Genomic DNA, 12490 nt, shown 5'->3' on the forward strand with positions numbered 1-12490 from the left:
TGCGTCGGCTCTCTAAACCAGAGCAACCAGATTGCGGTGTGTGAAGACGCAATGAACCGAAAGTTCGATGCTCACAAAACACCGAAAGCTGTCACATACCCAATTTGCTGAAGCGAGGCCATCCGGTCACGAGTCAGTACCCGAATTTCTTGACGACCATAGAGCGTTGGAACCACCTGATCCCATCCCGAACTCAGAAGTGAAACGATGCATCGCCGATGGTAGTGTGGGGTTTCCCCATGTGAGAGTAGGTCATCGTCAAGATTAAATTCCGAAACCCCAATTGCGAAAGCAGTTGGGGTTTTGTTTTGCCCGCAGGAAAGTTTTTGCTCGTGTCAGCGAGCCCGTTGATGGTTACCATGAGCGTCCGTTCGGCAGGAGGCAGGTAATGCAACTCAAGTTCAGTCACGTCGATGTACTCGTCAATAACCTCGAAGAAGCCTGTGCGTATTACGGGCGGATTTTAAAGGCGAGAATCTCCAGGACGCTGGTGTGGGAGCGGGGCGGCCTGCATGTGCGTTATGCGATTGCGTTGATCGGGCAGGAGCGTTTCATGCTGGTTCAGCCATTGGCCGGGAATCTGCGGGAGCTCCTGGATAGCGCAGGCGAGGGCATGATCTACCGTCACTGCTATTCGACCCCCGACATCGAAAAAGCCTACGACGAACTGGTCGCCGAGGGCGTGCTGCCAGAAGATGAAAACGGTAAACCGCTGGCCCGCGAACACCTGCAATCGCCGGCAGGGGCACGCATCATCTGGCTGCCTAAACGCTTTGGCCACTTCTCGATTGAAATCCTCGAAGAAAAAACGCTGGAGGCGTTTATGGAGGAGGCGTTTGCCTGACGTTTTTCCTCTTGTGATACGTCACGACTACCCCGTATAAGAGCGACTTTCACTTCCGATATAAGAAAAGGGTGCACGCATGAGCAATGCCTGGAACGAGGGATATTTCACGGACGAAGGTTACACCTACGGGTACAGCCGGGAAATCAATCCGGTTTTCCAGCGTTATTGTCTGCTGTTGCGCGGTTTCGCCACGCTGGAGAGTACCGACGGTTACCACTGTGAACTGGGTTTCGGTCAGGGCGTCTCGATCAATATCCATGCCGCGGGCAATCCGGGCACCTATGTCGGTACCGACTTTCACCCGGGTCAGGCGTCCCATGCCATCGCTCTCGCACGCGACTGGGGCAGCGATGCGCGACTGTATGACGACAGCTTCGAGCAGTTGCTGGCCCGTCATGACTTGCCCCAGTTCGACAGCATCAGCCTGCATGGCATCTGGACCTGGGTCAGCCGTGATAACCACAAGCTGATCGTGGAATTCGTCCGTCGCCATCTCAAACCAGGTGGTCTGCTCTACGTCAGTTACAACTGCTTCCCGGGCTGGTCGCCTCAGGCACCCTTGCGCCAACTGTTCAGCCTGCACGACCGGTTCGCCAGCCAGGCCGGTGCGCGCCCGGATCAGCGTATCGATGCAGCGCTGCAGTTTTCCGAAGCGCTATTGGCGGCCAACCCCAAATATGCCAACTCCGCACCGGGTCTGGACGCCAAGCTCCAGAGCATCAAGGGCCAGGACCGCCAGTACGTCGCCCATGAGTATTTCAACCGCGACTGGAACTGCATGTATTTCACCGACGTGGTTGATGCCCTGGCACCCGCCAAGCTCGATTACGCCACGACAGCCGTGCCGCTGGACTCCGTCGACCCGCTCAACCTGAGCGCTGAAGGCATGGACTTTCTGGAAGGTATCGAGCATCCCGTCATGCACGAGCAGGCGCGTGACTACTTTGTGAACCAGAGTTTCCGCCGGGATCTTTATGTGCGTGGCGCCAACAGGCTGTCCGCCTCCGAGCACCGTGAGCGGATGCTCAGCACGCGCTTCGTCCTGTTGCAGGCAGCCGACAGCGTGCCGGCCAACGTCACCGGTCCGGCGGGCGCAGCGACACTGCAGGCAGAGATCTATGGCCCGGTACTCGCAGCGCTGGCGGATGACGCTTATGTGCCGAAAACCTTGCGGCATTTGCTGGATCTCGTCTCCCCGTTGGCCTACGGCGACGTGGAACAGGCCCTCAACGTGCTGATCGGCATGAGCGTCGTGGCGCCCTGTCAGAGCGAGGCGGCCGAAAAGCTGGTGCAGGCCCGCTGCAATACCCTAAACCTGCAGCTGTGCAAGCGTTCGTTGTATGGCAACAAGATTCAGACCCTGGCGAGTCCGGTGACCGGTGGTGGCGTGACGGTCAGCCGCTTCCAGCAGTTGTTCCTGATATCGATCAAGCAAGGCAAAAAACACCCGGATGAATGGGCGCAACTGGCGTGGGGCATCATCGGCGGCCAGGGCGAAGGTCTCCTCAAGGACGGCAGGGCCCTGACCACCGCGGAAGAAAACCTTGCCGAACTGACCGTGCAGGCCCAAGCGTTTGCCGAGAGTACGCTGGTGATTCTCAAGGCTTTGAAAATCGTCTAGTCGAGACGAGGGACGGCAGGACGTTCTCGCGTCGCCTGTCGTCGTCCGGGGTATTTCGGATTCTTGCGCAAAACCAGAATGACAGCACCGCGGCTGACGTGCTGACAAGGACGCGCGGTCGATGTAATGCCCCGGTCAAATAACAGTGTCAACGGAAACCGGACTCTGCATAAGGTACTGATGTGAAGCGTGATACTCACCTTGTAATGCTTTTGCTGTTGGTTATCGGCTGCTCACTGGCATCGCTCACGATCTGGAAGGTGCTGGGTTCCTGAGATTGAGCACTTGACGAGGTGAACGTCCATGGGTTGAACCTGACGCAGGCACTTGCGACGTATTCCGAAGGCATTGTCCGGCAGAGCTCGCTACTTCTGCTCGGACTCGTCGAGCGCCTGGAAACCGAGGGCAGTGGTCCGGCGCAGATCGAACGGCTCAATACTTTGATCAACGGGCAGCGACCGCTGATGCCGCAGCAGAGTGGCATCACTCTCTACGACAACAAAGGTCATTGGTTGATGTCATCCAACCGGCCGATTCCTGTCGGTGCCAACAGCAGCGACCGAATCTATTTCACTCACACCGCGATGATCCATCCCGCGAGCCCTTCATCGGCCCGCCCATCCGTAGTCGCTCGAATCAGGAATGGGTGATCACCATCAGCCGGCGTTTCAATGACGCTCGCGGTGAGTTTGCCGGTGTGGTGGCGGTCACCTAGGGAGTGGAAAACTTTCTGCGTCTGTTCGGCCAGCTCGATGTAGGACAGGAGGGCGCCATCGGCTTGTCCTACACCGACGGCACGCTGCCGGTCCGTTACGCTTTCCGCGAATAGGACATGGGACGCAACTTGGTTGGCATTGTGAGTGTGAGCATCGGCATTGCGGCCGCCACAGGGTCGCAACTGGACAGGGTACAAGGCCTGATCGCTGCGGCAGATCAGGCGCTGTATCAAGCCAAAGGGGCGGGCCGCAATCAGCTCGCCAAAAGTGTCGCCAGTGAAAGCTACTCTCCGTACACCGGGTAATCCACATAGCCTTCGGCATCACCGCCATACACCGTAGCCGGGTTCAGCGAATTCAGCGGCCAGTCATTGGCGATGCGCGCGGGCAGGTCCGGATTGGCCATGAACGGACGACCGAAAGCCACGAGATCCGCCAGTCCTGATTCCAGCAAGCGTGCACCGCTTTCGGCGTTGTAGCGACCCGCGTAAATGATCGCGCCGCCGAAGGTGTCGCGCACCGCTCGACGGAAGGTTTGCGGCATCACTGGCGCGTCGTCCCAGTCGGCTTCTGCAATAGACAGGTAAGCAATGGCGACGTCTTGCAGCACCTTGATCGCTTCGATGTAAGTGGTGTGCGGATCTTCCTCGACCATGCCCAGGTAAGTCCGCGCTTCATCGGTGGTGGTGAACAGCGGCGCGAAGCGCACACCGACTTTTTCCTTGCCGATGCACTTGGCGACCCCGGCGACTACTTCGCGCAGAAAACGCAGGCGATTGTGCAACGAACCGCCGTACTGATCGGTGCGCAGGTTGCTGTTGGCGGAGATGAACTGGTTTACCAGATAACCATTGGCGCAGTGCAGTTCGATACCGTCAAAACCGGCGTCCATGGCATTGCGCGCCGCCTGGATGTATAGCTGAACCAGTTCCTGGACTTCATCGGTGGTCAGCGCTCGAGGCGCGGACGGCGGAACCAGAGCGCCCACACCGGGCGCGGTTTCGATGAACACACTGACCCGGTCGGTGGCGATGGCGGAGGCCGACACCGGTGCGTCGCCATTGGGTTGCAGGGCAGTATGGGATACGCGACCGACATGCCATAGCTGCGCGAAAATCACGCCGTCACTGGCGTGGACAGCCTCGGTGACCTTGCGCCACCCGACGATTTGTTCGGGTGTATGAATGCCTGGAGTCCAGGCGTATCCCTGCCCACGAGGCTCGATCTGGGTGCCTTCAGTCACCAGCAAACCGGCACCGGCACGTTGCTGGTAATACTCGGCCATCAATTCATTGGCGACATTGCCCGGTTGGGTGCTGCGCTGGCGGGTGAGGGGCGGCAGGACTATGCGGTTTTTCAGGATGTGGCGGCCCAGGGTGACGGGTGTAAAGAAACTGCTGTGGTTCATGGAAATACCTTGTTCATGGTCTTATTAGACCAGTCGACTATTCAAGTGGCGAAAAAAGAACACCGTGCAACGCGCACACGGTGTCCGGATCAGTCGTTCGAGGATGTAGCGGAAAGCTTCAGCCCAGCAGCTTCAGCAGTTTTTCGGCGACAGCTGCCGAGCTGGCAGGATTCTGGCCGGTCACCAGATTTCCATCAGTCACTACATGAACCTGCCAGTCGGCAACTTTGGAATAGCGACCGCCAAGACGCTGAAACTCGTCTTCGATCAGGAAAGGTACGACATCTGTCAAACCGACGGCCGCCTCTTCGGAATTGGTGAAACCGGTCACTTCGCGATGCTGGATCAGCGGTTTATCGTCCGTATCGACCACATGACGCAGTACCCCCGGTGCGTGGCAGACAAAACCATGGGGCTTGTTGCTGCGCGCGAAGGCTTCGATCAGGGCAATCGAATGCTTGTCTTCAGCCAGGTCCCAGAGCGGGCCATGGCCACCTGGATAAAACACGGCATCGAAATCTTCGGCGCGGACGTCGGCCAGGCGGCCGGTGCTCGCGAGTGCCTGTTGGGCCTCAGGGTCCTGGCGGAAGCGATCGGTTTCAGTCGTCTGAGCGTCGGGCTCGTCGCTCTTCGGATCAAGCGGCGGCTGGCCGCCAGCGGGCGAAACCAGGGTGACGTCGGCACCGGCGTCCTTGAAGGCGTAGTAGGGGGCGGCGAACTCTTCGAGCCAGAAGCCGGTTTTCTTGCCGGTGTTGCCGAGTTGATCGTGGGAAGTCAAAACCATCAAGATTTTCATAGAGCACCCTGGGTTGGTCAGGTGGCGTTCATGAGCAAGGGATTCGCACAGGTTCGACACCGCGGAAAAGGTTTGTCGGAGCGCAGCATAGTTTCCAATTAGACCAGTCGTCTAGTAATTTTTTCTGTGAAGCTTTTTCATGGACAGATGTGGCAAACTCGCGTTCCTTTGAGTTAAACGACTGGTCTATTGCCTGGTAATCTGCGCCCCATGAAACCGACCTACGACGACACCCGCCAACATTTGCTCGACACCGGCCACCGGATGATGGCCGAGAAAGGCTTCACCAGTGTCGGCCTGAACGAGATCCTGCAGACCGCCGGCGTGCCCAAGGGCTCGTTCTATCACTACTTCAAATCCAAGGAACTGTACGGGCAGGCCCTGCTCGAGGATTACTTCGTCGACTATCTGGCCGACATGGAGCGACGCCTGACGCTACCGGATTTGAGTGCTCGTGAGCGGCTGATGGATTACTGGCAGGGCTGGCAGGATCGCTGCACCCTCGAAGGCCATGGCGACGAATGCCTGGTGGTCAAACTCAGCGCCGAGGTGTCTGATCTGTCCGAAACCATGCGCCTGACCTTGCGTGATGGCGCCGAGCGAGTGGTGGCGCGCATCACCACGTGTATCGAACAGGGTCAGGACGATAAAAGCCTGCCTCCGGGGGATGCCCGGCAGTTGGCCGAAACCCTGTATCAGCTATGGCTGGGAGCCAGTTTGCTTAACAAGCTGCAACGCACAGGGCAATCGTTGAGTACGTCGATGGCGACCACCGAGCGCTTGCTGAGCGTGTGAGAAGGAATGAACGCAAGAGGTTGAGAGTCAGCTGCATAAACGAATGGGAACGCCTATCAATTGCGTAAGGCTTGGTATACCATCCCTCGCGTTTCTCTGGCAGTTATCCCCTTCGTTCTGGCTTATCCGTAAGGTTCTCCCCTCATGCGTCGAACTCTGCTGTCCATCTGCGTGTTGCAAACGTTGTCTCCCTTGGCGTGGGCCGAGCTCTCCGACTCAACCGCGTCAGCGCTGGAGCTGGAGGCAACCGACGTGGTCGGTACCGCTGACTACGAAAGAGCGGACGGCCCGGCACAGGGATATCGCGCGACCCGTTCGGCCAGCGCCACCCGAACCGATACCGCGATCCATGAAACCCCGCAGTCGATCAGTGTCGTCACCAAAGATGCGGTCGAAGACATTGGTGCTACCCGGCTGCAGGACGCACTGGATTACGCGGGTGGCGTAGGGCGTGCCAACAATTTCGGCGGCCAGGGACTGACCACGTTCACCGTGCGCGGATTTACCACTGGCGAGTTCTACCGCAATGGTTTCCCGATCAACCGCGGTTATCCGAACATGCCGGATGCCAACACCATCGAGCGTCTTGAGGTCCTGCGCGGGCCGGCGACCATGCTCTACGGCCGTGGTGATCCGGGCGGCACCTTCAATGTCGTTTCCAAACAACCGTTGCCCGAGCGTACGGTCACACTCGGCAGCCAGCTGAATGACCAAGGCATGCGCCGCGGCACCCTGGATGCTTCCGGTCCGCTCGATGAAGAGGGGCGTCTGGCCTATCGCCTGAACGTGGTGGGCGAGGGCGGCGATACCTTCCGCGATCACGTCGAAACCGAACGCTACGGCGTGACCCCCGTGCTGACCTGGCAAGCCAGCGATGACACCCGAGTGATCTTCGAGGGTGACTTCATGCGCAACAACCATCCGCTGGACCGGGGCGCGACGCGTTATCCCCGGCAGATCGGCACCGCCTCCCGCGACACCTTCTTCGGTGAACCGGACGCCGGCAAGTTGCACAACGACAACAACATGGCGCAATTGCGCTTCGAGCATGTGCTCAATGAGGACTGGACGCTCGGCGGTGGCTTCCAGTGGCTCGACGGTACCTTGCAGGGCAATGCCATTGAAGCCAACGGCATTGCCGCCGACGGCCGGACTCTGGGACGAAATTTCAACTACCGCAAGCTGGAGTGGACGGACAAGGACACCCAACTCAACCTGACCGGTCACTTCTCCACCGGCGGCCTGCAGCACACATTGCTGACCGGTATCGAATACGAAGATTACGACTACCAGTCGATCATCCAGCGCTCCAGCGGCGCGGTGAGTGCCTATCCGATCGATATCTTCAATCCGGTCTATGGGCAGCCCCGTCCGGCACTGACACGCACCCCGACCCACGACAAGGAAAACCTCAAGACCTACGCCGCGTTCGTACAGGACCAGGTGGCCCTGACCGATCGGCTGAAAGTCCTGGCCGGGGCACGTTTTGAACGCTTTGAACACGACTACGAAACCTACGTGCCCGGCGGCAAGAACTGGCAGGCCAGTGACAATGCCGTCACGCCCCGCGTCGGTGTGACCTACGACCTGACTGACACCCTCGCGATTTACGCGGACACCGCGCGCTCCTTCAAGCCCAATACCGGCGCGAGTCGGCAGGGTGGCGGCTTTGAACCAGAGAAAGGCAAGTCCTGGGAGATGGGCATCAAATGGGAAGCGCTGGATCATCAGCTGAGTGTTGACGCGGCGATCTATCAGATTGAAAAGCGTAATGTCCTGACCACTGACCCGGTGGACTCGACGTTCAGCGTGGCTGCCGGGGAAGTGCGCAGTCGAGGGTTTGACCTCAATGTTGCCGGCAATCTGACCCCCGAGTGGCGTGTCATCGGGGGTTACGCCTACGTCGATGCCGAGGTGACCAAGGACAACGTGATCCGCTCCGGCACGCGACTGATGAACATCCCGAAAAACAGCTTCAGCCTGCTCAACGTCTATGAGTTCCAGGACGGTGCCCTCAGTGGTCTGGGTCTGGGGACAGGCGTCAAATATGTCGATGAGCGCGCGGGTCAAACGGCCAACACTGCATTTTCGATGGGGAGCTACACCGTTGTCGACCTGCTCAGCTACTACAAGGTCAATGACAAGTTACGTCTCAATCTCGACCTGAAGAACCTGTTTGACCGGGACTACGACGAGGGCGCATTCGGTAACGTCTACGCCTATCCAGGGGCACCGAGAACGGTGCAGGTCGGCATTTCCTACACGTTGTAGTCCGATCGGGTCTGAAATCCATCATCGGGGGCAGCGGCCCCCGATGACTGTGAGGCTCAGCCGGTCACACATCCTTGCGGAGTCTTTCCGGCAAAACTGTCCACCAGGCTCGCCACAACCATCTCGCCCATGCGGGTGCGGGTCTGCAGGGTCGCGCTGGCGCGATGTGGTTGCAGCACCACTTGTTCCTGGGCAAACAAGGCTTCAGGCACGTTAGGCTCGTCGACGAAAACATCCAGCGCCGCACCCGCGATCTCGCCAGCCGTCAGGGCCGCCACCAGATCGGTTTCGTTGACCAGTTTTCCTCGGGCGACGTTGATCAGGTAGCCGCCCTTGCCCAGAGCCTGCAGCACGGAGGCATCGATGATGGCCTCGGCCTTGTCGGCGGCTGCCGCGAGAATCAGGGCATCACTGTCGCGGGCCAATTGCTTGAGGTCGGCGATGAAGGTGTGGCTGACATCGCTCATCGGTTGCAGGTCGGTGTAACTGATCGGACAGCCAAACGCGGCAGCGCGAGTGGCGACCGCTCGGCCAACCCGGCCCATGCCGACGATGCCGATACGCATGCCGGACACTTGCCGCGCCAAAGGCAGCGGTGCCAATGGGGTCGGGCTTTGCGGCCACTGGCCCGAGCGCACGTAACGGTCACTGGTACACAGCCCACGACACACGGCGATCAGCAAACCGATGGCCAGGTCGGCCACGTCTTCGGTCAGTGCGCCGATGGTCGCGGTCACGCGGATTCCGCGATCCCTGGCGTAGGCCAGGTCTACTGCATCGGTGCCGACACCGTTGACCGCCACCACTTCCAGTTTGGGCAGTTGCGCCATCAACGCCTGACTGATGCCCGTGTGACCACCGGTGATCACGCCGCGAATGTTGGCGCCGTGTTCCTGCAAATACGCCGCTTTGTCGGCCTGCTCGAAATAACGCCTGATCGTGAACAGTTCGCCGAGACGGGCATTGATTTGCGGAATCAGGATCGGGCTGAGCTGCAAGACTTCTGGCTTCATGTAAACCTCACTTACGCAATAAAAAAGCCGGCTCAACCACGGCCGGCAAACGGCATGGCAGTCGCCATGACGGTCATGTTCAGGACGTTGGCCGACAGGGGCAGGCCGGCGATGTAACGCACGGCGTCGGCGACATGCTTGACGTCGACCATCGGCTCCACGGCGATGCTGCCGTTGGCCTGGCGCACGCCTTTGGTCATGCGTACCGACATTTCGGTCAAGGCATTGCCGATATCGATCTGGCTGCAGGCGATATTGAAGTCCCGACCATCCAGCGCCAGCGATTTGGTCAATCCCAGTACCGCGTGTTTGCTGGCGGTGTACGCGCTGCTGAAAGGACGCGGGGTGTGAGCCGAAATCGAACCGTTGTTGATGATGCGGCCACCCTGTGGCTGTTGCCGGCGCATGAGCCCGAACGCGCCACGGGCACAGAGGAAAACGCCATTGAGGTTGGTGTCGATCACGTTTCGCCACTGCTCGAAGGTCAGTTCGTCCAGCGGCACGGCAGGGGCATTGACCCCGGCGTTGTTGAAGACCACGTCCAGGCGTCCGTAGACCTCGGCAATGGTTGCAAACAGCTGGTCGACACTGGCGGGGTCGCGTACATCGGTGGGCACCGCCAAGGCTTCGCGTCCTTCGCCGGCCGCCAGATCGACCAAGGCCTGCAAGGGTTCGGGCCGGCGCCCGGCCAGCACCAGGGTGTAACCGTCGGCCAGCAGGCCCAGGGCTACGGAACGGCCGATCCCGCTGCCGGCGCCGGTCACCAGGGCCACTTTCAAGGATTGAGTGTCAGACATTTTGTTGTTCTCCTTTTTTCAATCACTTAAGGACAGATTCAAGGCCGGGGGCCGACGCGCATTTCGAGTTGGCCAATGCCGTCGATCCCGGCGCTGATGACGTCGCCGGGTTGCAAGACATCGACGCCGGCGGGGCTGCCGGTCATGATCAGATCGCCGGCCTTGAGTGTGACGGATTGCGAGATGCGGCTGATGACTTCACTCACCGACCAGATCTGGCTGTCGAGTCGATCGCGCTGGCGTTCCTCACCGTTCACGCTCAACCATAATTCCCCTTCGAGCCGACCGGTCCGAGTGACCGGCACAATGGCGGTCATCGGTGCGGCGCCTTCAAACACCTTGGCACCTTCCCATGGCAAACCGTCGCGCTTGGCCAGTCGCTGTACGTCACGGCGGGTCAGGTCCAGTCCGGCGGCGTACCCCCAGACATAGGCCAGCGCCTGGCTTTCGGGGATCTGCGCGCCGCCTTCGCCGATGGCCACGACCAGCTCGATTTCATGGGCAAACTCTTCGGTCAGTGACGGGAAGGTCACTTCACCGACGGCGTCCACCACAGTGCTTGCCGGTTTCATGAAGAACACCGGCGGCTGGCGCGGCTGGCCCAGGGTGTCCGGCCACGGGTAGTTGCGGCCGACGCAGAACACGCGTCCGACGGGAAAGCGTTGCTCGCTGCCGACAACCGGCAAGGTCACTGGCAGATCCGGGGTAAAGACGTATTCGGTCATGTTCATCCTGCTGCAAGTCCTGTGTGAAAGGTAAGCGTACGGCGGCAAACGCTGGCGAAGTTGGACGAAAGCCGCCTCAAATTGGAGAAACCGGTTGTTCTGGCTTCAGCGCGTTTTCAACTCGATGCGGTACAGGCGACCGAGCAGCAAGGAATAGGAGAGGGTGCCGATCAGCGCCACGGCACCAATGAACCAGAACGCCCAGGCGAACGAGCCGGTGGCGTGGACGATGGCGCCGATCACGATCGGAGTGACGATGCCGCCGATGTTCGCGGCCAGGCTGGTGATCCCGCCGGTCAGCCCGATCAGTTCCTTGGGCGCCACCTCCGACACCGCCGCCCACGAGGACGACGCGATGCCCTGAGCGAAAAAGGCAATGGTCAGCACGGCGATGCAGATGACGTTCGAGTCGGTGAAGTTCACCAGCACGATCGACATGCCCAGCATCGACCCGACCACCAGCGGCAGTTTCCGGGCGAAAGACATTGAATAACCACGACGGATCAACAAGTCGGAGACGATGCCGGCGAGCAGGATGCCGACCGTTGCGCCCACGAAGGGCATCACGGCAAAGATCCCGGCCTTGATCGTGGTCAGATGGCGTTCTTCAATCAGATAGGTCGGGAACCAGGTGAGGAAGAAGTACAGCGCCGAGGTGCTGGCGAACTTGCCGATGCAAATGGCCCAGACCTGACGGTAACTGAACAGCTCGGCGATCTGCCGCCAGTTGAAACGAGTGCGTTCCTGGCTGCTCTTGACCAGTCCGCCACCGGCCTCGATGTATTTCAACTCTTCTTTGCTGACCTTCTTGCAGTTCAGCGGATCGCGGTACAGATACAGCCACAGCACACCGAAGATGATGCCGAGCGCGCCGGTACTGTAGAAAACATGGCGCCAGTCAAAGGTTGTGGCCAGCCACAGCAAGGCACCGGTAAACAGCGCCGTGCCCAGGTATTGCCCGCAGACGTAGATGCTGCTGGCCATGCCCCGTTCCCGCGCCGGAAACCAAACGGTCACCGCACGGCTGTTGGCCGGAAACGCCGGCGCTTCCATCGCCCCGACGGCCAGGCGCAGGCCGAACAGCGAAGCGAATCCCGTGGCAAAGCCTTGAAACACCGTGACGGTCGACCAACTGATCAGTGAAACCCCGTAGGTAAAACGTGAGCCGAAGCGGTCGGCGATAAACCCGGCCGGCACCAGCGCCAGTGCGTAGGTCCAGGCAAAGGCGGAGAAGATCAGCCCCATTTCAATCTTGTCCAGGCCCAGGTCCTTGGCCATGAACGGAGCGGCAATCGAGATGTTCACCCGGTCGATGTAGTTGATGATCGTCGCAATCAGCAGCAGCGAGAGCATGAACCAGCGCCGTCGTGTCGGCAGCCGCCGGGATGACGCGGCGTCCCTGTCGGCGGCAATCAAGGGGGGCGCGGTGGTTTGAGATGTGTGCGAATTCGACATGAGTGGACCTCGTTATTGTTAGAAGTGTCGAGTTGTTTGCGGACAG

The 12490-nt window shown here is 59.9% G+C and carries 10 protein-coding genes, 1 rRNA gene and 1 pseudogene; 6 read left to right on the top strand and 6 right to left on the bottom strand.

What is annotated here, in order from left to right:
• Positions 1 to 148: 148 nt before the first annotated feature.
• The 4 genes and pseudogenes from rrf to ACODTD_RS00020 form a co-directional block, all read left to right on the top strand.
• Positions 149 to 264 (top strand): 5S ribosomal RNA (gene rrf / locus ACODTD_RS00005).
• A gap of 124 nt (positions 265 to 388) precedes the next feature.
• Positions 389 to 844 carry a VOC family protein gene (locus ACODTD_RS00010; RefSeq protein ID WP_221614972.1) on the top strand — a complete coding sequence of 152 codons (456 nt, stop codon included), beginning with the start codon at positions 389 to 391 and terminating at the stop codon, positions 842 to 844.
• 79 nt (positions 845 to 923) lie between these two features.
• The gene (locus ACODTD_RS00015) at positions 924 to 2468 is read left to right on the top strand and encodes a methyltransferase regulatory domain-containing protein (RefSeq protein ID WP_221614971.1); all 1545 of its coding nucleotides are present in this window, start codon (positions 924 to 926) and stop codon (positions 2466 to 2468) included.
• A 293-nt stretch (positions 2469 to 2761) separates the two neighbouring features.
• Positions 2762 to 3393, top strand: a pseudogene (locus ACODTD_RS00020) (PDC sensor domain-containing protein); the annotation flags it as partial.
• 74 nt (positions 3394 to 3467) lie between these two features.
• Here ACODTD_RS00020 and ACODTD_RS00025 read toward each other — a convergent pair.
• Together ACODTD_RS00025 and ACODTD_RS00030 are read right to left on the bottom strand one after the other, a co-directional pair.
• Positions 3468 to 4592: an alkene reductase gene (locus ACODTD_RS00025; RefSeq protein ID WP_201820215.1), complete on the bottom strand. Its 1125-nt coding sequence runs from the start codon at positions 4590 to 4592 to the stop codon at positions 3468 to 3470.
• Between the two features lie 118 nt (positions 4593 to 4710).
• Positions 4711 to 5388: a type 1 glutamine amidotransferase domain-containing protein gene (locus ACODTD_RS00030; RefSeq protein ID WP_011333657.1), complete on the bottom strand. Its 678-nt coding sequence runs from the start codon at positions 5386 to 5388 to the stop codon at positions 4711 to 4713.
• A 210-nt stretch (positions 5389 to 5598) separates the two neighbouring features.
• Here ACODTD_RS00030 and ACODTD_RS00035 point away from each other — a divergent pair, with 210 nt between their 5' ends.
• Positions 5599 to 6183: a TetR/AcrR family transcriptional regulator gene (locus ACODTD_RS00035; protein ID WP_064382045.1), complete on the top strand. Its 585-nt coding sequence runs from the start codon at positions 5599 to 5601 to the stop codon at positions 6181 to 6183.
• A 144-nt stretch (positions 6184 to 6327) separates the two neighbouring features.
• Positions 6328 to 8454, top strand: a complete 2127-nt coding sequence (locus tag ACODTD_RS00040; RefSeq protein WP_489104256.1) for a TonB-dependent siderophore receptor — start codon at positions 6328 to 6330, stop codon at positions 8452 to 8454.
• Between the two features lie 56 nt (positions 8455 to 8510).
• Here ACODTD_RS00040 and ACODTD_RS00045 read toward each other — a convergent pair whose 3' ends face one another.
• The 4 genes from ACODTD_RS00045 to ACODTD_RS00060 form a co-directional block, all read right to left on the bottom strand.
• Positions 8511 to 9467, bottom strand: coding sequence for a 2-hydroxyacid dehydrogenase (locus tag ACODTD_RS00045; RefSeq protein ID WP_011333660.1), 957 nt, complete (start codon positions 9465 to 9467; stop codon positions 8511 to 8513).
• 32 nt (positions 9468 to 9499) lie between these two features.
• Positions 9500 to 10264 (bottom strand): SDR family oxidoreductase, encoded by a 765-nt coding sequence (locus ACODTD_RS00050; RefSeq protein ID WP_221614968.1) that lies wholly within the window; start codon positions 10262 to 10264, stop codon positions 9500 to 9502.
• A gap of 38 nt (positions 10265 to 10302) precedes the next feature.
• Positions 10303 to 10995 (bottom strand): fumarylacetoacetate hydrolase family protein, encoded by a 693-nt coding sequence (locus tag ACODTD_RS00055; protein WP_221614967.1) that lies wholly within the window; start codon positions 10993 to 10995, stop codon positions 10303 to 10305.
• A 99-nt stretch (positions 10996 to 11094) separates the two neighbouring features.
• Positions 11095 to 12444, bottom strand: coding sequence for an MFS transporter (locus ACODTD_RS00060; RefSeq protein ID WP_221614966.1), 1350 nt, complete (start codon positions 12442 to 12444; stop codon positions 11095 to 11097).
• Positions 12445 to 12490 lie beyond the last annotated feature (46 nt).

The organism is Pseudomonas sp. FG35, from assembly GCF_057809295.1.